Raw genomic sequence first — 21,485 nt, forward strand, 5'->3', positions numbered from 1 at the left:
TGCCAAAAAATTAACTCATCAATTCTCTGAGCTTTTCAATACCGGTGGGCTCTGACGCCAGCACCGGAACAAGCGCTATACGGTCAGCGTGTTGATTATTAACAGCCTCAATCTGAGGCAGTTCCTGATGAGCACGCTGGCAAAGCAACGAAGAACGCGTATCCGCAATGGAAAAGCTGTCATTGATAATCCAGCCCCACGGATGAATCCCCGCTCTTTCAAGGTCAGCCTGCAGGTTTGCCGCTTCCTGCACTGGTGTGGTTTCAGGAAGCGTAACAAGCAGAACTTTGGTTCTATCCGGATCCTGAAGCTGCATCATTGGGGTAGTAAAATGACCTTTACTCCCCATTTTTTTGGCAATCTCCCGGTGGTAAGCCCCGGTCGCATCCAGCAGCAATAGCGTGTGTCCCGTAGGGGCGGTATCCATGACAACAAACCGTTTACCCGCTTCACGAATCACCCTGGAAAAAGCCTGAAACACGGCAATTTCTTCAGTACAGGGAGAGCGTAAATCCTCCTCCAGTAGCCGTTTCCCTGCTTCGTCCAGATCTCTTCCCTTCGTCTCAAGAACATGCTGGCGATAGCGTTCGGTTTCATCGTGAGGGTTGATGCGGCTGACCTGCAGGTTTTTGAGGCTGCCGTTCAGCGTTGTACTCAGGTGTGCAGCAGGATCAGAGGTCGTGAGATGCACGTCAAATCCCATGTCCGCCAGCCTTACGGCGATGGCAGCAGCCATCGTGGTTTTCCCTACGCCACCTTTGCCCATCAGCATAATCAGGCCGTGTTCACTGCGAGCGATATCATTGACCAGGCCAGAGAGCGATAAGTTTTCAGGTGTGTACTGGATGTTCGTTACCGGGAGCGGTAATGCCTCAGAACGGGTATCCAGCAGTCCCTTCAAGGCTGAAACACCAACCATATTGACTGGCTGTAGTGATAGGGTATCTGTCAGTAGCTCAGATAAACCGGCAGGAAGATTTGCCAGTGCCTCCTGCTCACGTTGCCATATCGCAGCGGCCAGGGCGTCATGTTCAGCTTCGGTTTTAGGTAGCACACCATTAATAACCAGGTACTGGTTTTTCAGGCCAATTGCAGCCAGTTCTTCATGGGTGCGGGCGACTTCCTGCAGCGTAGATTTTTGCAGTCTTGCAACCAGAACCAGGCGGGTACGTTCAGGATCGGATAACGCCTCTACTGCATGAGCATACTGCTCATGCTGCTTTTCCAGCCCGACCATTGGGCCAAGACAGGAAGCACCATCTGGATTATTTTCAATGAAGCTACTCCAGGCACCGGGAAGCTGGAGAAGGCGAATCGTGTGGCCCGTCGGCGCTGTATCAAAAATGATGTGATCGAAGCGGGTCAGAAGGGAAGCGTCTGTCAATAAGCCGGTGAACTCATCAAACGCCGCAATTTCAGTGGTACAGGCTCCTGAAAGTTGCTCGCTGATACTGTTAACAACGTCATCAGGCAGAAGACCTTTGATAGGATCAACGATTCTGGAGCGGTATTGTTGGGCGGCTTCCTGCGGGTCAATCTCCAGAGCGGAAAGTCCAGGAACTGCCGTCACAGGGCGAATGGTGTTACCGATAGCCTGGTCGAATACCTGTCCGACATTCGAGGCAGGATCGGTACTGACCAGCAAAACCCGTTTACCCTGTTCGGCAAGGCGGATAGCCGTCGCGCAGGAAATGGAGGTTTTTCCTACGCCTCCCTTACCGGTAAAAAACAGATAAGGCGGGATGTTCTGTAAGAATTTCATATGTCCTCCTGACATATCAGCAACAGGAAGTATTACCACCACAGCAACTGGTGGGAGCTAACCCTACCCTCTCCAGCGGTATACCAAACCAGCGAGCTATCTCAGCACGTTTTGGGTACCGCCCTGCCATCACCGTTTCGCCATCCAACAGCAGTAGCGGAAGCCCTTCTGCTCCAGATGCTTCCAGGAATGCTTTCGCTTTCTCGTTCTGAACAAAGCTCATAGGCTGCTGTGCCAGATTGTAACGTTCAACCTGTACGCCACGTCCTTTCAGCCACTGCACATCTGCAGAGAAATCAACCAGAACCTGATCGACATCTGAACCACATACGCCGGTACTGCAGCACATTGCCGGGTCAAACACCGTTAACGTTTTCATTCCAAATACCTCACATTCGAAAAATCATATGTGTTCAGGCAAATTTTTTAGATGCAAACAGTCTTACCGCTACCAGAGCAGTTTGCCGATGCCAACTTACGGGCGATGGCCTGTACGTCGTCCTGTTGGCTTAACCAGGCCTGCTCAATCACCTGAGCGGCCCAGGAAGGAATATGCGGGGATAAGCGGTAGTGAACCCACTTGCCCTGTTTGCGATCCTGCAATAATCCACTTTCACGTAGCATTGCCAGATGACGGGAGATCTTGGGCTGCGACTGATCCAACGCCGTGCAAAGATCGCACACGCATAGCTCTCCCATCTCCCTGAGCAGCAACACGATGCTCAGACGGGTTTCATCGGAGAGGTTTTTGAAGAGTTGTAAAGAAGTGAGAGACATCAAACCTCCAGAGTATTTACCTACAGGATACTCGGTATGAACCAAAATTCAACTAATATACGGAAAATCATATGTGTTTTTTTTCAAACAGAGTCGATCGCACCAAAAATTTGTGCTTAGGATAGTATTAAATTACATTCTGTGCTAATAATAACTTTATTGATAATTGAAAAACTTAGTGGACCATCAATAATTACCTTTCAGGCAGGGAAAAATCCTTTTCTACTATTCGAAACACCCATTCCTACGAATTCAGTATATTTTAGATTTTCCTTTAGTAACGGAGATGGTTCTTCATTTTAAAGAACTATTATCTGTCCTAATGTAGTTTCGTTTCCTGGACATAAATAGAAACGTTCTTTGATGCTTTTATCTAAAATTTCTTCATCTTCATTATCCACTAAATGCTTTGGTTATTTATAATTAACCACTGGGAGCCAATAATCAGAAAATCTGAGGTAGGGTAACCATTATTAATTCCCTTTTCCGTCAAACAATCATGAATGCAGTTAAGAAAAGCCTTCTTTTATCTTTGCCGAAAAATATGTGTTGACGATGGTTTGCATAAAGCAATTCTACTTACTAATAAATCCCTAATGGCTTTATGCTTAGTTCTTTTTGTTTTCTTTGCTACCTCAGCAAGACGAGCGCTTAAACTATCTATTTTTTTTCATCGTTCTCCTGTTTACTGAGAAGAAGATATTATTACCCGATCAAAATGAACTTCTGTTTAGCAACCTGAGGACTGATTACCATACGTGTTGTCCATTATCAGAGCCAGCTATGATCCCTGGTTGTTTTATTCCAGTCATGAAGGATAGACAGTAAAACCGTTCGGACTGCGCAGAGCCCACGGGGGAGTCAGAATCTGTAACGCACTCATAACCCAGGTGTAGCCCGACTGCAGGAGCATACTGAGTGACCAGAATTCACTTGCTGCAGCTGTAAGTAATAGCGTGACCAGAATGAGCACAATGGCTGACGTTATTCGCTCAACCCGGTGATATGACCGTATTGCGGCCTTTACGGGAAAACCTGCCAGTTCCTGATAATCCTGTTCATCCAGAAAACCATATAACTTACTTCTCCAGATGGTTCTGTTTTTTTCCAGCAGTGAAAGGGCATGACGGTTGATATAGATCGACATTCCGTATGAGATGGCGATATACAGGGCCAGTGCACAAAATGCCAGGGCATACACTTTTTGCGGGCCACTTTCCTTCAGGGCTTCCAGACTGTAGCGAAGGACCAGAGTGCTGATGACCAGAGCCATATCTTTCCACAACGCGGAAGACAGATCCCGCGACTGCTGCAAAATTTTTTGGGTGTCCTCTGTCAGGCCTTTTCGCAAATCACCCAGTGATTTCAGGGTGTCTTTTCCCCCTGTCCGGATATGGGCCTTGTAGAGCAGCCGGGCTGACTCCAGTGCCGGGGGAAGTCGACACACAATGCCTTCACAAAACGTGACACCCTCAGGCCATTCTCTGGCCAGTTCACTGGAGAGAAAGGTATGTTTAAGCTCTGTTTCATTTCCTTCAAGAAAAATCCATTTTGCCGTTTCCTGAATGACATAAAAGGCGGGCAGGGCCGCATGTTCTTCTCCGAATGGGATTTTTCGCGGCGGTTTTCCTGATAGTCCGACCTTTTTTATTTCGGCGGCAAAAAGCTCATTGACGAAACATTTCAATAACTCCCGGCAGGCGAGTGATGCCCAGAGCCTCATTGGTCCGTCTGTCAATTTGTCTCCGGACACTAAGATCCAAGGGGCTATAGTATCCGGAGGAAGAAAGTCGGTCGAAAAGCATCTGATGATACTTTTTGTGACGGAGGTTGTCTGGGGAATAACGTCGATGCCACTCTCCTCCGGGTGCATTTTTTCCCACGGCTCGACCTTCCACTGTTGTGTTTCAAATGCCTCGCTGACGAACAGGGCGTAGATAAGGCGATACTGACGAAGCCCAGGATCCCCGAGTAAAAATGTACGCCACCCTTCAGGGGTAAAGAGTCGCAGAATCCCGGGAATCTCATCGCTGATGATAGTGATAAAGTGCTTCTGACCGGGGATACCCTGCGCAGGGTGGATATCATCCCGGCTGTCATCAACAAAGGTAATCCGGAGGTTTTCGGAATCAGCATCTGTCACTTCCCCCCATAACTGAAGGGTGTCATTATCCATGGTACCGGAAATGAACAGTTTCCGGGTGGTTGTCTGCTGATCCTCCGTGATCACCAGATCAGATGCGCGGCGTGAGCAGTCAATTGCCTTACCTATTTTTTCCAGTATCGATGTCATCTGTCACCAGCCCTGCAGTCACTATCACTATACGTTTTCGCCCGTCTTCCATCGTTTGGATGTCCGGGGCATTATCCTCATCGTAGATAACAATAACATCTTCCAGAGTTTCCAGTTTTCTTTTCCGTGGCTTAGGGATGTTCTCAGGGGTGATCCGGAAAGATTCACCTGAAATTCCCAGGTCTTTTATTTTACGGGTAAAGGATTTGACCAGTGGATGATCTTCTTCCATTGGCCCAAAAATCTGGTTCAGCAGGGAAAGGGGCTCATCGGTGTTAAAATCCTGCGCCCCGTGATGTAGCGTTTCATAAATCTTGTTAACACCGCTACGTCTGATGTCGTCCGGTAACAGGTCGCGGTGCTTTTTGAAGACATCCTTGAGTGCGGCAACCAGTTTGTCGCTGAGGTCGGTTGTATTGTTGACGCGCTGTACCTGTAGAAAACGCTCAAAATAAACGGAGATATTGGTTCGTTTGCTGCGATCCCGTACAACAACTTGTCCACCCTGAGCATCTGCCGTCAGGCGGACCAGAGCAATTTTCTGCATGGCTTCTGCTTTCTTGACGAAGCTTTCGCGGAAACGTTCGAGTCTGGGAACCTGAAACTCGTTCCCCTCCGCATCCAGCACGTAACGTACCACATCCTCATTATCATATTTAATGAGAGCAAACAGTTTCTCATCGTTGAGGGCGTGAAGCTCAAAAAGAAAAAATACTCCCATACTGGCATTTTTTGTGTGGTGGTGAGACTGAAAATCGTTTGCCAGAAAAGTGGACTGTTCAGTGAAGCAACTGGTATCAGTATCGGCATTGTTCCTTATGAGGCGAAGAATACGTTCGGTATTGGACAACTCCGTAAACCGGAACATGTTACCGCTTAATGCAGACTTAATCCGTTCCAGAAAAAAATCGACGTGTTCAGGTGGTGATATTTCACTGAGCAGCACGGGGATCTCCAGTTCTCCACCAACGACATGAAAAATCATTCGTTTTATTGTCAGTGCATTAATTTCTTCATCCGTTAAAAAACTCATAGTGATATCTCGTTATTTTGTGTCTTATCTTATCGTTAATTGCTGTGACCTGCTTTAAAGCAGGTAGTATAGATAATCCCCAGGACATACGTAACATATTTCAGCACAGGGTCCGGTGTCAGTGAGTCATCAACCCCTCTGTGAATAAAGGTATACAGGGAAAGGAAAAAAAGAAGGAAACATTCTCCCGGCATCCTTGCCGGGAGAATGGATTATAAGTGTTGTTGTCTGATGTAATCGAAAGGTGAGACCGGATTTTCACGGTTTGCATCCAGAAAATCAGCCCACCATTGCAGCATCAGCCTGCGCTCATCCAGAAATTCCGCTTTATGGATATACGCGGCACGAACACCGTTACGCTCCTGATGGCTCATTTGTCGCTCCACAGCATCTTTTGACCACAATCCTGACTCAATCAATGAACTGCATGCCATTGCCCTGAAGCCGTGCCCACAGACATCGACCTTTGTATCATAGCCCATAAGACGCAGCGCGTTATTCACCGTATTTTCACTCATGGGTTTCCACGGATTGTGATCGCCAGTGAAAATCAATTCATATTCCCCGCTGATGGTGTGGATCTCTTTCAGAATATCCAGTGCCTGAGTGGAGAGCGGTACCAGATGTTCTGTTCGCATTTTGGATCCACGATGGGAATACTTAACCCCTTCAATAGGTTTTCGTTCCGGAGGAATGGTCCACATGGCTTTCTCGAAGTCTATCTCAGTCCACCGGGCAAAGCGTAGTTCACTGGAACGGATGAAGATAAGCAGGGTGAGTTTGGTCGCCAGTCTTGTAAGGGGCTGGCCTTTGTATGCATCAAGATGTTCAAGGAGTTCTGAAATACGACTCAGGGCAAGAGCAGGGCGGTGCTGGCGTTTCACCGTCGTTAAAGCACCAGCCATATCCACTGCAGGGTTATAGCTGATAATGCCTGACTGGGCAGCATAACGCATAATTGCTGTGATACGCTGCTGAAGGCGGGCTGCAATCTCATATATCTCTTTGGCTTCGGCAGCCTTTACGGGAACAAGTAAATCGGGAGTTCTGAGGGTGGTGATATCGCGTAAACCTATATAGGGAAATACGTGACCCTCAAGACTTTTGAGCACCTTCTCGCTGTGAGTTTCGGACCATTTTTTATTGCTCTTATGCCATTGACGGGCAACGAGCTCAAAAGTATTTATGGCCTCCGGTGCTGCTTTCTTCGCTCTGCGTTGCTCGCACGGGTCAATGCCATCAGATATGAGTTTTCTGGCCTCATCGCGTTTTTCGCGCGCTTCTGACAGTGAGACTTCGGGATACTGACCAAGCGCCAGTGTTTTCTCTTTGCCGAGATGACGATAGCGCAGCCGCCAGTACTTTGAGCCGTTAGGGTGAACAAGCAAAAACATGTTATTGGCGTCGGCGAGTTTGTAGGATTTTTCGTCCGGCTTTGCTGCCCGGATCTTAGCGTCAGTCAGTGCCATAGCTGGTTTCCTGGGTGATTTGAGGGTACACCGATTATCGAACCAGACTATACCCTCATTTGTACCCTCGCAAGGGACTTGATGCGGGTAGAATTTGGTTGAGTTCAGTGGAATTGGGAGATTCGCGAGACGCTGATTTTGGTGGGTCTGGAATGCAAAAACGGACCTCCGTGGAGGTCCGTTGATATGAATTTGGTGCCCGGACTCGGAATCGAACCAAGGACACGGGGATTTTCAATCCCCTGCTCTACCGACTGAGCTATCCGGGCAACGAGGCGCATTAAACCCGATTCGCTTCGCTTCGTCAACGAAATTTCTTCAAATCAATGCAGACTGCACAATCTATCACCACATTGCTGCTAATGCACGCATTCTCAGGCAAAAAATGCCGTCCAGGCGGCGGAAAGCGGCATTGCCAGCAGCAGGGCAGGAAGCATATTCACAACCGCAAACATCTTAATGCCGCAAATACGCAAACCGGTTGCTAGCAGCAATAGACCGCCTACGGCGCTGAAATCGGCCATCATAGCTGGCGTCGTCAGGGGTAAAATCAGTGCTGCACAGGTGGCAAGCGTTAACTGGATTGCCAGCATCGGCATGCAAATGGCGGATACCGCGATTCCTAATGAACAGGCAAAAATGATGGCCGTGAAGAAATCCAAAAATGACTTGGCGATTAAAATATTCGGGTCGCCGGTCATCCCTTCATGTATCGCACCGAAGATCCCGGTACCGCTGGCGCAAAACAGCACAATGATAGCCACATAGCTTTGAATAAAGGATTCGTGCGTTACGTTGGCGTCCGAGCGGGTGAAAAGCTGCTGCGCTTTGGCTACCGCAGCATTGATCCCTTTTTCCAGATGACAGAACTCGCCAATTAATGCGCCGACGAGCGTTGCCAGAACCATCACCGGTAGGTTGGCGCATTTGATAACCAGCAAGATACCAATCCCTAACGAGGCCAGCCCGAAAATAGAGGTCATGGAGACCCGAATGCGTTCTGGTATATGCTGGCTGAGCAGCGCGCCGAGAATGCCACCAAATAAAATGGCGCTGGCATTAATAAAGGGTCCGATTACCACATTTGCTCCTGCATACCCATCATCGTCTTGATACTAAAGGCAATTAGCTGGGTGAAATTATGTTTCAGATTGCATTATTATGCCGCAACTTTCAGACGAAATGCTTGCTTATCTGTAAGGTTTTCGCACAGGATTTTATCTTGCGCCTGTAAGTGAAAGGTGCCATGATTGCGCGAATTTTCTCCTGTCTGAATGGGGCTGCCTGGGATGATATTACTCCCCCTACATTGCCTTCAACATCGCCTTTTTGCGCGACGTCTGCCCCTTCCCGCGACTTATCTTTATGCTCCCACCATGCGGTGAGGGCAGCGCACGCTCACTGCAGGATAACAGTAAAATCAGAGGCTATCTGCTTTTACTGATGTCTGGCGGTCGGGGCTGGTAACCAGTTTGACCTGTCATTTCGTGGGCAAAGCCATGCGGCGTTGTCCGGGACTTTTGATTTTCCCGAAACGGGTTATTGCGCTTATGAAATCAATGAAAATTGCCGCCAGTAGTGAACTGGTTTCTCGTCTGTCCAGCCATCGTCAGGTGGTGTCGCTGGACAGTACCGATTTTACTGACGTTGCGGCAGTCGTCATTACCGTTGCGGACAGCCGCAGTGGGATCCTGGCTTTGCTGAAACGCACCGGTTTTCATCTACCTGTGTTTCTGTTCGCAGAGTCTGATGTTGATGTGCCTGCGGGCGTTAATGCGGTAATTCGCGGTCAGGCTCAGGACTGGCTGGAGCTGGAATCTGCTGCCTGTCAGTATGAGGAAGATTTGCTGCCGCCGTTCTATGACACGCTTACCCAGTACGTCGAAATGGGGAACAGCACGTTTGCCTGCCCGGGACACCAACACGGTGAGTTTTTTCAGAAGCATCCTGCGGGCCGACATTTCTATGAGTTCTTTGGTGAGAATCTGTTTCGCGCGGATATGTGCAACGCTGACGTTAAGCTTGGCGATCTGTTGATTCATGAAGGATCAGCGAAACATGCGCAGAAATTTGCTGCGAAAGTTTTCCACGCGGATAAAACCTACTTTGTGCTGAATGGGACCTCTGCGGCCAATAAAGTGGTCACCAATGCGCTGCTGACGCGTGGCGATCTGGTGCTGTTTGACCGCAACAATCATAAATCGAACCACCACGGGGCGCTGATCCAGGCGGGTGCTACGCCGGTTTATCTGGAAGCGGCGCGTAATCCGTTTGGCTTTATTGGCGGCATTGATGAGCACTGCTTTGATGAGGAGTATCTGCGCCAGCAACTTCGAGAAGTTGCGCCGCAAAAGGCTGATCAACCGCGCCCGTTCCGTCTGGCGATCATTCAGTTAGGTACCTATGACGGTACGATCTACAACGCCCGGCAGGTGATCGACAAGATCGGTCACCTGTGCGATTACATTCTGTTTGATTCCGCATGGGTCGGTTACGAGCAATTTATCCCGATGATGGCCGATGGTTCACCGCTGCTGCTGGAGCTCAATGCTAACGATCCGGGGATCTTTGTCACTCAGTCGGTACACAAACAGCAGGCCGGATTCTCGCAAACCTCGCAGATCCATAAAAAGGATAACCATATTCGCGGCCAGGCGCGCTTCTGCCCGCATAAGCGTCTGAACAATGCGTTTATGCTGCATGCTTCCACCAGCCCGTTTTACCCGCTGTTTGCGGCGCTGGACGTTAACGCCAAAATCCATGAAGGCGAGAGCGGCCGTCGGCTATGGGCGGAATGTGTGACGCTGGGGATCGAGGCCCGCAAAGCGATTATTACCCGCTGTAAGCTGCTTCAACCGTTTATTCCTCCGGTAGTAGATGGCAAACCGTGGGAAAGCTATCCGACACAGGTGATTGCCAGCGAGCGTCGCTTCTTTAGCTTTGAACCTGGTGCTAAATGGCATGGTTTTTCTGGATATGCACGCGACCAGTATTTTGTCGATCCCTGCAAACTGCTGTTAACCACTCCGGGCATTGATGCGCAAACCGGGCAATATACTGAGTTTGGTATTCCGGCGACGATTTTGGCGCATTATCTGCGTGAAAACGGTATCGTGCCGGAGAAATGCGACCTTAACTCGATTCTGTTCCTGCTGACCCCGGCAGAAAGCGCTGAGAAACTGGCGCAACTGGTCGCGATGCTGGCGCAGTTTGAACAGCATATTGAAGACGATACGCCGCTGGCAAACGTGCTGCCCACCATCTTCAACAAGTATCCGGTACGTTACCGGGATTACACGCTGCGTGAACTGTGTCAGGAGATGCACTCACTGTACGTCAGCTTTGATGTGAAAGATCTGCAAAAAGCGATGTTCCGTCAGGAGAGTTTACCTGCAGTGGCGATGAACCCGCAGGATGCTAACAGCGCCTTTATCCGCGGTGATGTTGAACTGGTGCGTATTTGTGATGCCGCTGGTCGCATTGCGGCAGAAGGTGCGCTGCCTTATCCTCCGGGCGTACTGTGCGTGGTACCGGGCGAAGTATGGGGCGGGGCGGTGCAACGTTACTTCCTGGCATTGGAAGAGGGCATAAACCTGCTGCCGGGCTTCTCGCCGGAGCTGCAAGGGGTTTACAGTGAAACGGATGCAGACGGTATTAAACGTCTGTATGGATATGTTCTGAAGTAAGCGTCATCTGACCAAATAGGGCCACCATCAGGTGACCCTATTTAATCAATAAAGATTAGTGCGCGATAGTCTGGGCACCTGCCGGAACGCGTACGTGTTTGTATTTAAACAGCGCAACGAAGGCAAAAGCCAGAACCAGCGAGTAACCTGCGAAGATCAGCCACACGGTCTGCCAATCGGTAATACCGTTCAGCGTATAGTGTTCAACTACTTTACCGCTCACCAGACCGCCCAGAATACAACCGAAGCCGTTGGTCATCATCAGGAACATGCCTTGTGCGCTGGCGCGGATTTCAGGGCGAACTTCTTTCTCTACAAACACGGAGCCAGAGATGTTGAAGAAGTCGAAGGCGCAGCCGTAAACAATCATCGACAGAACCAGCAGCACGGTACCAAACGGTGTTGGATCGCCGTAGGCAAACAGGCCAAAGCGCAGCATCCACGCCACAATACTGATAAGCATCACGTTCTTAATACCGTAACGGCTTAAGAAGAACGGGATGGTCAGGATAAACAGCGTCTCGGAGATCTGCGAAATCGACATCATCACCGACGCGTGTTCAACGATGAAGCTGCCGGAGAACAGCGGATTGTTATCGAAGCTGTGCAGGAAGGTATTACCGAACATATTGGTAATTTGCAGCTCTGCGCCCAGCATCATAGAGAAGATGAAGAAAATCGCCATACGCTTGTTTTTAAACAACGCGAAGGCATCCAGGCCCAACATGGAAGACCAGCTCTGGTTTTTCTGCTGATTGGCGACCGGGATATGCGGCAGCGTCAGGGTGAACAGCGCCAATACGACGGACAGCGTCGCGCCGATATACAGCTGCATATGGCTCAGTTCAAAGCCGGAGAAGCTTACCGCCCACATCGCCAGAATAAAGCCGATGGTGCCCCAGATACGGATTGGCGGGAAGTCTGTAACAATATCCATCCCGGCTGATTGCAGGCGATAGTAAGAGATGGTGTTGATTAACCCCAACGTTGGCATATAGGCCAGGGAGTTAAGCAAGATCACAAAGAACATGGCGCCTGGCGTGGTGACTTCGGCTGCGGCGAACAGCGTTGCTGCGCCGACCAGGTGACAAATGGTGTACACCCATTTCGCACTGATCCATTTGTCAGCCACGATCCCTAACAGCGTAGGCATAAACACGGCGGCGATCCCCAGCGAGCTGTACACCGCGCCAATGGATGCACCATCAAATTTAAGGGTGACAAACATATAGGAGCCGAGGGTAGTGAGCCAACTACCCCATAAGCAGAACTGCAGAAACGAGAGAACTTTCAGCTGCAGCTTAAGATTCATGTTAATTTCCTCACACCGTAATGCGGATGAATGTTTTAAAAGGCACATTTGCCGTGGCTATATGATGTGATTCTATCAACGAGAGGCACTCTTTTTTTGTTACCTGTGACAAATATTTGCAAACAATTTCGGATTGCAAAGCAAAAGAGTGATGGAGTTAACGTTTTTCCCTCTTCAGGCCCCCGTTTTAGGGGGCAAGAGAGGGATACATTAGCGGCGACGATATGATTTTTGTGCGGAATTGACCTTGTAAAGATATCGGCGTGATTCAGCAGATGGGTGTCGGGTGGTCAGCGTTTGATAAACGTCCCCAGGGGACATGCTGTTAATGATGTTTGCGGCCTGAATTTTATCGTTCGAGAACACGCGCAGCACGCTGCCCGCACCGCCGTTATACGCGGTGATCACCGCATAGCGACGCGAGGTCGGATTATCAATGCCGCCCAAATAGACATTATTCAGCATTGCCAGATAGGCAGTACCGGTATCAATGTTGCTGGCCGGGTCAAACAAGAAGCTACGGCTTGGCGTGCCTGAGCGCCCCTGCGAACGGAACACATCTTTTCCGGCGCTGTGTTGTACCACCTGCATGAGTCCCAGCGCATCGGCATGGCTGACCGCATACGGGTTAAACGAGGATTCGGTTTGCATGATGGCCAGAATCAGTGACTCGTCGACGCCATACTTACGTGAAGCCTGACGTACCATGCCGACGTATTTATGCGCGCGCTTATCAAGGTGGTTCGGGACCAGATTGATCGTCACGCTATAGATGATACGCAAGCCATTGCTGCGCTTTTTCAGTCGCGTTTGTAGCAGGTAGTTGGCAAAGTTGGTTGCACGTCCCTCCCAACGAATAGGCTGGCCGGTATTATCGACTACCTGCCCGTACAGGAACGGCTCTTTGGAAATCTTAATGTCGTCGACATCGGAATAGAGGTCGATAGAACCCGGATCATCGCCCATCAGCAACGTCTTGATAATCGCTAGACGCAGATGTCCGGCTGGATCTGTCCCGGCAATGGTCTCGACGGTTATCGTACCGTCATCAAAATTGATATGGCTGCGGGTTTGATACTGATCGGTATACTTTACGTAGTCCTTCGGACCCGCAATCAGCACTTCCTTAAATCCCCACAGATTCTCAATGTTATGGGCAAATTGCCCCATCAGAATATCAAAACCGTTGGTATCCTTGACCCAGGCTTCGTTATAGGAATCGCCTTTTTTGGTCGAACTGGAACAGGAGATGAGCAACGGCGCGATAACGGCAAGCGCGAGAAATTTTTTCATCATTCCGGGAGTGCGTGTTGTGTTTGTTGTTGTATCGTTTTGCCGGATGGCGGTGCAAGCACCCTATCCGGCCTACGAGATTGCCAGCAAGCGATGCTTATTTTTTTTCTTCAGGCGTATAGCCTTCAATATGCACATCCTTACCTTCAAACAGGAAGTTAATCATCTCCTGTTCCAGTAGCTTACGGTGTTCAACGTTCATCATATTGAGTTTCTTCTCGTTAATTAGCATGGTTTGTTTATGTTGCCATTGCGCCCATGCTTCTTTAGAAATCTCGTTATAGATGCGTTTTCCCAGATCGCCCGGGTACAGCTGAAAATCCTGTCCTTCTGCTTCGCGTTGCAGGAAAGTGCAAAAAATTGTTCTGCTCATAAAAAATCCTCTTTATCGACCGGTACGTTAAACCTGTGTGCCGGCACGTAATTGCTGTAACAAACGCTCCACGGGGGCCGCCAGTCCGACCGACGGCGGTTGCGCTAAGTTATACCAGAGCGCGTTGCCTTCATCCATGCATGAGGTGAATGAGGACACGGGAAGCCACATAGGCACAATATCTAAGTGGAAATGGCTAAAGGTATGGCGAAACGCATTAAGTTGGGTCAGATTATCTGCGTTAATTTGCCGTTGCGCCAGCCAGTCGCGTAGCCCATCCTCATCATCAAACTGCGGAAAACAGTATAAGCCACCCCATAAGCCGCTGGGTGGTCGCTGCGTGAGCAACACCTCGTTTTCATGCTGCATCAGTAAAAAATACCCCGTCCGTTCTGGTAATGTCTGTTTGGGCTTTTTACCCGGGTACAGCGCCCAGCTTGCATTGGCGCTCGCCACACAGCCATTTTCCAACGGACACAGGGAACATTTGGGTTTTGAGCGCGTACAGACCATGGCGCCTAAATCCATCATCGCCTGATTAAACCGTTCAACCCCATGGGCTGGCGTAACCTGCTCGCTCAACTCCCACAGTTTCTTTTCGACCTCTTTTTTACCCGGCCAGCCGCTTACAGCATAACAGCGAGCCAGCACACGTTTGACGTTACCGTCAAGAATCGGAAAATGCTGACCCAGGGAGAGCGAAAGGATCGCGCCTGCAGTTGAACGTCCGACGCCTGGCAGGGCGGCCACTTCATCAAAGGTTTGCGGGAATGAGCCGCCGTGCAGCGTCACAACCTGTTGCGCGGCTTTATGCAGATTACGCGCTCGAGCGTAATAGCCCAGCCCGGTCCATAAATGCAGGACTTCATCCAGCGGCGCATGGGCTAAATCCGTTACCGTTGGGAAGCGCGCCATAAAGCGCTCAAAGTAGGGGATAACGGTCGCAACCTGAGTTTGTTGCAGCATCACCTCAGAGAGCCATACTTTGTAAGGCGTCTTATCAATTTGCCAGGGCAGCGTTTTCCGCCCGTATTTGTCGTACCAGCTCAAAATCTGAGCCGAGAATTGAGACGCTTGCATGATTACCGTTTCATTATTGCCGGGGGCAAGATTGCAGCACAGCGGCAACGGGGTGTAAACCGGAACTTTCCGCTGCTCACTTTCTTCCTTTACTTGCATCCGGCAACTAACTTTGGATAATGCCCGTTTTCAGAACTCAAACACAGCAGACTAAACTTTTATGAAGAACGACGTCATTTCACCGGAATTTGATGAAAACGGCCGCCCGTTGCGCCGGATTCGTAGTTTTGTTCGTCGCCAGGGGCGACTGACGAAAGGGCAGGAACACGCGCTGGAAAACTACTGGCCGGTGATGGGCGTTGAGTTCAGCGAAGAACCTGTGGATTTCGCTGCGCTGTTTGGTCGCGATGCGCCAGTCACGCTTGAAATTGGTTTTGGTATGGGGGCTTCGCTGGTGGCGATGGCGAAAGCGCGTCCGGAGCAAAATTTCCTCGGCATTGAGGTTCACTCACCGGGCGTTGGCGCGTGTCTGGCTTCAGCTCATGAAGAGGGCGTCGAGAACCTGCGTGTCATGTGCCATGATGCCGTCGAAGTCCTGCATAAAATGATTCCTGACAATTCTTTATCTATGGTTCAGCTGTTTTTCCCTGACCCGTGGCATAAAGCACGTCATAATAAACGCCGTATCGTTCAGGTACCGTTTGCTGAGCATATCTTAAGCAAGCTGAAGCTGGGCGGCGTGTTCCACATGGCAACCGACTGGGAAGCCTATGCGGAGCACATGCTTGAAGTGATGTCCTCGATTGAAGGGTATAAAAACCAGTCAGAGAGTAACGATTATGTACCGCGCCCGGAATCGCGCCCGGTAACCAAATTTGAACAACGTGGTCATCGTCTTGGCCACGGCGTATGGGACTTAATGTTCGAGAGGGTGAAATAATGGCAAAGAACCGTAGCCGTCGTCTGCGTAAAAAAATGCACATCGACGAATTCCAGGAAGTAGGATTTTCGGTTGCATGGCGTTTCCCGGAAGGTACATCTGGAGAGCAGGTCGATCAAATCGTTGATGATTTTATCAATGAAGTTATCGAACCGAACAAGCTGGCCTTTGACGGCAGCGGCTATCTGGCCTGGGAAGGTCTGATCTGTCTGCAGGAAATCGGCAAATGCACCGAAGAACATCAGGCTATCGTGCGTAAGTGGCTGGAAGAGCGCAAACTCGAAGAAGTGCGCACCAGCGAACTTTTCGATATTTGGTGGGACTAAGTAGCAAAGGGTCGGCAAATGCCGGCCCAATTTGTATTGAGGGAAAGATATGATGCGCAAAACGCTGCTGGCGGCAGTCCTAACGTTCACGGCGATGGCCGCACATGCTGATTATCAGTGCAGCGTCACCCCGCGTGACGATGTGATTTTGAGTCCACAAACGGTACAGGTGAAGGGTGAGAACGGCAACCTTGTCATAACCCAGGCCGGTGATGTCACCTTTAACGGTAAACAGTACAACCTGAACGCCGCGCAGCGTGAACAGGCCAAAGATTATCAGGCGGCGTTGCGTAGCAGCCTGCCGTGGATTGATGAAGGTGCCAGAGCGCGCGTGGAGAAAGGTCGCGTGGCGCTGGATAAAATCATCGCCAAAGAGGTCGGCGAAAGCAGCAACATGCGTGGCCGCTTAACTAAGCTGGATGCGCAATTGAAAGAGCAGATGAACCGCATTATTGAGCATCGCACTGACGGCCTGACCTTCCATTATAAGGCGATTGATCAGGTCCGCGCGGATGGACAACAGCTGGTCAATCAGGCGATGGGCGGTATTTTGCAGGACAGCATCAACGAGATGGGGGCGAAAGCCGTGCTCAAAGGCGGTGGTAATCCGCTGCAGGGCGTGCTCGGAAGCCTCGGAGGTTTGCAAACCTCAATTCAGAACGAATGGAAGAATCAGGAACAAGACTTCCAGCAGTTTGGCAAAGATGTTTGTGCCCGCGTCGTGACGCTGGAAAACGATCGTAAAACGCTGGTTAGCACTCTGAAATAATCTTCACCTCTTTTTAACGGCACAGAAACATTCTGTGCCGTTTTATTTTGTATTTTTCTGTTTTTTTGATATCCATCTCTAAGAATAACAATTTGATGGAGATATAAATCTGGTTAATTGGATGGCGTCACATTATTCATCTGTAAGATAGACATAATGCTGCAAATTCAAGTAACTGGAGAAATAACATGGAGTTTTTCAAGAGAACGGCACTTGCCGCACTGGTTATGGGTTTCAGCGGCGCGGCGCTTGCACTGCCAAACATCACTATTTTAGCTACCGGCGGGACGATTGCCGGCGGTGGTGACTCCGCAACAAAATCTAACTACACGGCAGGCAAAGTCGGCGTAGAAAATTTGGTTGATGCCGTACCTCAGTTGAAAGATATCGCCGTTGTGAAAGGCGAGCAGGTGGTAAACATCGGCTCCCAGGATATGAATGACGAAGTCTGGCTAACGCTGGCGAAAAAGATTAATACCGAGTGTGATAAAACTGACGGCTTCGTGGTAACACATGGTACGGATACCATGGAAGAAACCGCCTATTTCCTCGATCTCACCGTCAAGTGCAACAAGCCGGTGGTGCTGGTCGGCGCAATGCGTCCGTCTACGGGTATGAGCGCTGATGGCCCGTTCAACCTGTATAACGCCGTGGTAACCGCCGCAGACAAAGCCTCTGCCAACCGTGGTGTGCTGGTGGTCATGAACGACACCGTTATGGATGGTCGCGACGTGACCAAAACTAACACTACGGATGTCGCTACTTTCAAATCCGTTAACTATGGTCCGCTGGGTTATATCCATAACGGTAAAATCGACTACCAGCGTACGCCTGCGCGAAAACACACCACATCCACGCCGTTCGATGTATCTAAGCTGACCGAGCTGCCGAAAGTTGGGATTGTTTACAACTACGCTAACGCCTCCGATCTGCCAGCTAAAGCATTGGTAGACGCGGGTTACGCCGGGATCGTCAGTGCGGGTGTAGGTAACGGTAATCTGTATAAAACCATTTTCGATACGCTGGCCACTGCCGCGCATAAAGGTACCGTTGTGGTGCGTTCATCCCGTGTACCAACGGGCGCTACCACCCAGGATGCTGAAGTTGATGATGCGAAATACGGATTTGTGGCTTCAGGCTCTCTGAACCCGCAAAAAGCGCGTGTTCTGCTGCAACTGGCTCTGACCCAAACCAAGGATCCTAAGCAGATCCAGGAAATGTTTAATCAGTATTAATGGCATAAAAAATGCCCCTACCGTAGCGTTGGGGCATTCTCCAGAGGCAGTTACTCTTCGTATTTACATCAACCCCAGCATCTGTGGAATAAACAGAGAGATCTGTGGAATGTATACGATCATCATGAGTGCGACCAGCAATGCGGCGTAAAACGGCAGCAGGGGTTTGATCAATTGCTGGATCTTCACGCCAGAAATCGAACAGCCTACAAACAATGCACTTCCTACCGGCGGTGTCAGCAGACCAATGCACAGGTTGGCGACCATCATGATGCCGAAATGTACCGGATCCATACCTAACTCTTGAGCGATTGGCAAGAAAATGGGGGTAAAGATCAGGACTGCCGGTGTCATATCCATAAAAATCCCAACAACCAGTAGTACAATATTGATTAACAGTAGGATGATCAGTGGATTATCGGAAATACCCATTAATGTGTCACTGATCATGTAGGGAATATCGGCATTGGTCATCGCCCAGGACATGCCGACAGAAAAGCCGATCAGTAACAGTACGATAGAGGTCATCACGACTGATTCCAGGATCAGCTTTGGTAAATCGCGCCATTTTACTTCCCGGTAAATCAGCACCGAGAGAATGAAGGTGTAGACGACCGCAATCGCTGAGGCTTCTGTTGCGGTAAAGATCCCACCTAAAATACCCCCCATCACAATGATGACCAGCAACAGACTCGGTAGCGCATCCAGAAGTGCTTTTACTGCCTGTGCGCAGGTTGGTCTTTCCGACAGGGGATAACCACGGCGTTTGGCGATAATGGCGCATACCACCATGATCGAAAGCCCCATCAGGAGCCCTGGTAAATAACCCGCCATAAACAATGAAGCAACTGAAACACCGCCAGCAGTAAGAGAAAACACAATTAACACATTTGATGGTGGAATTAACAGCCCGGTAATACAGGAGGAAACGTTAACGGCTGTCGAGAAGGTTGGGTCGTATCCTTGCTTTGTCTGAATAGGATTAAGCGTACCGCCAACGGCTGCAGCTGCGGCAACGGCAGAGCCGGATATTGAACCAAACATCATGTTTGCCAGCACGTTGACATGACCAAGTGAGCCGGGAACTCGCCCAACCATCACCTGCGCCAGGTTAATTAGTCGGATGGCGATCCCACCGCTGTTCATCAGCGTACCTGCGAAAATGAAAAACGGGATCGCCAATAGGGCAAAATTATCTAATCCGTTTGCCAGACGTTGAGAGACAGTGATAACGGCAACATCCCAAGGAAACATCAGCAGCATTGAGGCTACAGTGGCGATACCGATGGAGAACGAAATAGGTACGCCAATGAACACCAGGACAAAGAAGCAGCCAAACAGGGTTAGTGCGATATAGCCTTCCATCAAATTACTCCCTGCGAAGATTGTTTCAGTTGCTGAATATTTTGGTGAATAAACCACAGGGCATAGAACATCATGACTGCGCCGCTGAGCGGCAGGATGATATACACGTAACCCATTGGAATTTGCATGGCCGCGGAAACTTGCACCGTTGCCAGCGTTTTATTAATCAGCTTGATACCGCCGGTAACGATGACTGAACCTGCAAAGCCAAAAATCAGCAGATTAATGAATAAGCTCAATAACGCCTGTTTACGTTTATTAATCGACATGTACAGTAGATCGATAGACAGGTGGCGCTGGGCGCCTACGGTATAGGCTGCACCTAATAATCCGACCCAGATCATTAAGAAGCGTGCCAGTTCGTCAGTTAAGGTGCTGGGCTGATTGAGCACGTAGCGGCTAAAAACTTGCCAGACTACGCACACTACCAGCGCAATCATTACGATGACCGAAAATGCGGCAATGACGCGGTCTACCGCAAGCTTAAGGCGGTTAAATATCATGGTGAGTTTCCTGGTGAAACAGGGCCAATCAATGGCCCAAAGGGTTATTGTACTGCGTCTTCAAACTTCGCCAGCAGAGCTGCATGTTTTGGGTCTTTTTTGAAGTCATCAAACAGCGGTTGAACAGCGGCGCGGAAAGGGGTTTTATCAACTTTGATAATCTCGCCACCCATAGCTTTTGCTTGAGCGCGGGTATCAGCATCGATTTTATCCCACAACTTTTGTTGATAAGCCTCGGAATTTTTAGCCGCTTGACGAAGGATCTGTTGTTGCTCCGGGGTCAGCTTATTCCATGTTTTGGTTGAGATAACGAGAAAATCTGGAATAGAGGCGTGCTCATCTTCGGAGAAGACTTTAGCTATTTCGATATGACGTGTTTGCACCCACGATGGAACGTTATTCTCTGCGCCATCCACTACACCTTGTTGCATAGCGGTATAAACCTCACCGAAGGAAATAGGGGTCGGCGATCCGCCCATCAGTTCAACCATTTTAATGGTTGTTGGGCTGGGTTGAACGCGGACTTTCAGACCTTTCAGATCCTCTGGTTTGGTAATAGGTTTTTTGGCATAAAAACTACGCGTGCCGGCAACGTAAGCAGATAACGCAAAGAATCCCTTTTCTTTTGTGGATTCCATAATGTCTTTACCTACCTCACCAAATACAACGTTATTGAAATGGTTTTGATCTTTAAATAAGAAAGGTAAATTATAAATGGCATAAATATTATCAAATGACTCTAAATCACTGGCAGAACCTTTTGTCATATCCAACGCGCCATTTTGTAACAACTCCATCGTTTCTCTGGCATTACCCATTTGGCTACTGGGATATATACGTACAATCATTTTACCGTCGGAGAGTTGTTTTACCTCTTTGGCCATTTCTTCGAAAGCCTGGTGAACCACATGGCTACGTTCAAGGTTGTGTGCCAGTTTGAGAGTCACTTTTTCGGCAGCATTTGCGCCAGTGCTAAGTAGCGCCAACAAGGACGCACAGACTAGCGAGCGGGAAAAGGTTTTGATTTTCATAAGTAAGCTCCGTGCTTTAAGGTACAGTAATTGGTTGACATCTGATGATGGTTCACCTTTTTCTGTATGATAAATTAATATAGTTGTCAGACATCTATCCACTATATAGATCACATACCTTTTGCATGGCAGCAGTTTGATCTTATTTTGTGCGCTGTGTTCAATATATTTATGTTGGTGAAGAGGCTATTTAAAATGAATAAAATAATTAATATGGTTATTGTCAATAAATGACGTGCATTGTACTCGGTTTTTCCGAGTACAATATTTAGAGGAATTTGTAGAAGAAAATGCGCCG

Annotated in this window: 19 protein-coding genes and 1 tRNA gene; 5 read left to right on the forward strand and 15 right to left on the reverse strand. The window is 49.2% G+C overall.

The features are described 5' to 3' along the window. Positions 1 to 10: 10 nt before the first annotated feature. From arsA to HV243_RS04125, 8 genes are all read right to left on the reverse strand, one after another. Positions 11 to 1,762 (reverse strand): arsenite efflux transporter ATPase subunit ArsA, encoded by a 1,752-nt coding sequence (arsA, locus tag HV243_RS04090; protein WP_047660534.1) that lies wholly within the window; start codon positions 1,760 to 1,762, stop codon positions 11 to 13. Between the two features lie 16 nt (positions 1,763 to 1,778). After that, positions 1,779 to 2,141, reverse strand: coding sequence for an arsenite efflux transporter metallochaperone ArsD (gene arsD, locus HV243_RS04095; protein ID WP_047660533.1), 363 nt, complete (start codon positions 2,139 to 2,141; stop codon positions 1,779 to 1,781). 47 nt (positions 2,142 to 2,188) lie between these two features. After that, positions 2,189 to 2,542: an As(III)-sensing metalloregulatory transcriptional repressor ArsR gene (gene arsR, locus HV243_RS04100; RefSeq protein ID WP_275943334.1), complete on the reverse strand. Its 354-nt coding sequence runs from the start codon at positions 2,540 to 2,542 to the stop codon at positions 2,189 to 2,191. An 805-nt stretch (positions 2,543 to 3,347) separates the two neighbouring features. After that, positions 3,348 to 4,832, reverse strand: coding sequence for a hypothetical protein (locus HV243_RS04105; protein ID WP_052322935.1), 1,485 nt, complete (start codon positions 4,830 to 4,832; stop codon positions 3,348 to 3,350). Further along, the gene (locus tag HV243_RS04110) at positions 4,804 to 5,865 is read right to left on the reverse strand and encodes a nucleoid-associated protein (RefSeq protein WP_047660531.1); all 1,062 of its coding nucleotides are present in this window, start codon (positions 5,863 to 5,865) and stop codon (positions 4,804 to 4,806) included. Before HV243_RS04110 ends, HV243_RS04105 begins: the two co-directional genes overlap by 29 nt. Positions 5,866 to 6,077: 212 nt before the next feature. Continuing rightward, positions 6,078 to 7,334 (reverse strand): integrase arm-type DNA-binding domain-containing protein, encoded by a 1,257-nt coding sequence (locus HV243_RS04115; RefSeq protein ID WP_047660530.1) that lies wholly within the window; start codon positions 7,332 to 7,334, stop codon positions 6,078 to 6,080. A 193-nt stretch (positions 7,335 to 7,527) separates the two neighbouring features. Beyond that, a tRNA-Phe gene (locus HV243_RS04120) sits at positions 7,528 to 7,603 on the reverse strand. 105 nt (positions 7,604 to 7,708) lie between these two features. Beyond that, a complete protein-coding gene (locus HV243_RS04125) occupies positions 7,709 to 8,416 on the reverse strand; it encodes a DUF554 domain-containing protein (protein WP_047357842.1) in 708 nt (235 codons plus the stop codon). Positions 8,417 to 8,884: 468 nt separating this feature from the next. On the opposite strand from HV243_RS04125, the gene HV243_RS04130 reads away from it, so the two are divergent. Continuing rightward, the gene (locus tag HV243_RS04130; protein WP_053389419.1) at positions 8,885 to 11,020 is read left to right on the forward strand and encodes an ornithine decarboxylase; all 2,136 of its coding nucleotides are present in this window, start codon (positions 8,885 to 8,887) and stop codon (positions 11,018 to 11,020) included. 55 nt (positions 11,021 to 11,075) lie between these two features. On the opposite strand, the gene HV243_RS04135 is transcribed toward HV243_RS04130, so the two are convergent. The 4 genes from HV243_RS04135 to mutY all read right to left on the reverse strand — a co-directional run bounded on the left by HV243_RS04135 (position 11,076) and on the right by mutY (position 15,078). Beyond that, positions 11,076 to 12,332: a nucleoside permease gene (locus HV243_RS04135; protein WP_016157449.1), complete on the reverse strand. Its 1,257-nt coding sequence runs from the start codon at positions 12,330 to 12,332 to the stop codon at positions 11,076 to 11,078. A gap of 210 nt (positions 12,333 to 12,542) precedes the next feature. Further along, positions 12,543 to 13,628, reverse strand: a complete 1,086-nt coding sequence (mltC, locus tag HV243_RS04140) for a membrane-bound lytic murein transglycosylase MltC (protein ID WP_016154410.1) — start codon at positions 13,626 to 13,628, stop codon at positions 12,543 to 12,545. Between the two features lie 94 nt (positions 13,629 to 13,722). Beyond that, the gene (locus HV243_RS04145) at positions 13,723 to 13,998 is read right to left on the reverse strand and encodes an oxidative damage protection protein (RefSeq protein WP_016154409.1); all 276 of its coding nucleotides are present in this window, start codon (positions 13,996 to 13,998) and stop codon (positions 13,723 to 13,725) included. Between the two features lie 27 nt (positions 13,999 to 14,025). Next, entirely contained in the window at positions 14,026 to 15,078 is a 1,053-nt protein-coding gene (mutY, locus tag HV243_RS04150) for an A/G-specific adenine glycosylase (protein WP_053389418.1), read from the reverse strand. A gap of 160 nt (positions 15,079 to 15,238) precedes the next feature. Between mutY and trmB the strand changes: the two genes are divergently transcribed. The 4 genes from trmB to ansB all read left to right on the forward strand — a co-directional run bounded on the left by trmB (position 15,239) and on the right by ansB (position 18,288). Further along, on the forward strand, positions 15,239 to 15,958 hold the full coding sequence (trmB, locus tag HV243_RS04155; RefSeq protein WP_047414019.1) for a tRNA (guanosine(46)-N7)-methyltransferase TrmB: 720 nt from the start codon (positions 15,239 to 15,241) through the stop codon (positions 15,956 to 15,958). Further along, complete coding sequence (locus HV243_RS04160) at positions 15,958 to 16,284, forward strand: YggL family protein (RefSeq protein WP_019077661.1); 327 nt, start codon at positions 15,958 to 15,960, stop codon at positions 16,282 to 16,284. Before trmB ends, HV243_RS04160 begins: the two co-directional genes overlap by 1 nt. A gap of 49 nt (positions 16,285 to 16,333) precedes the next feature. After that, positions 16,334 to 17,053, forward strand: coding sequence for a DUF2884 domain-containing protein (locus HV243_RS04165; RefSeq protein WP_016157447.1), 720 nt, complete (start codon positions 16,334 to 16,336; stop codon positions 17,051 to 17,053). A 188-nt stretch (positions 17,054 to 17,241) separates the two neighbouring features. Further along, positions 17,242 to 18,288 (forward strand): L-asparaginase 2, encoded by a 1,047-nt coding sequence (ansB, locus tag HV243_RS04170; protein WP_016154404.1) that lies wholly within the window; start codon positions 17,242 to 17,244, stop codon positions 18,286 to 18,288. Between the two features lie 63 nt (positions 18,289 to 18,351). Here the strand turns inward: ansB and HV243_RS04175 are convergent, their stop codons facing one another. Genes HV243_RS04175 through HV243_RS04185 form a run of 3 tightly spaced genes read right to left on the reverse strand, consistent with a single transcriptional unit; the run spans position 18,352 to position 21,187 of the window. Further along, a complete protein-coding gene (locus HV243_RS04175) occupies positions 18,352 to 19,653 on the reverse strand; it encodes a TRAP transporter large permease subunit (protein WP_053389415.1) in 1,302 nt (433 codons plus the stop codon). Beyond that, positions 19,653 to 20,156, reverse strand: coding sequence for a TRAP transporter small permease (locus HV243_RS04180; protein ID WP_053389414.1), 504 nt, complete (start codon positions 20,154 to 20,156; stop codon positions 19,653 to 19,655). The genes HV243_RS04175 and HV243_RS04180 overlap by 1 nt, the downstream gene beginning before the upstream one ends. 44 nt (positions 20,157 to 20,200) lie before the next feature. Beyond that, positions 20,201 to 21,187: a TRAP transporter substrate-binding protein gene (locus tag HV243_RS04185; RefSeq protein WP_053389413.1), complete on the reverse strand. Its 987-nt coding sequence runs from the start codon at positions 21,185 to 21,187 to the stop codon at positions 20,201 to 20,203. Positions 21,188 to 21,485 lie beyond the last annotated feature (298 nt).

It is taken from the genome of Citrobacter sp. RHBSTW-00599 (assembly GCF_013784065.1).
GTDB classification, from domain to species: domain Bacteria; phylum Pseudomonadota; class Gammaproteobacteria; order Enterobacterales; family Enterobacteriaceae; genus Citrobacter; species Citrobacter braakii.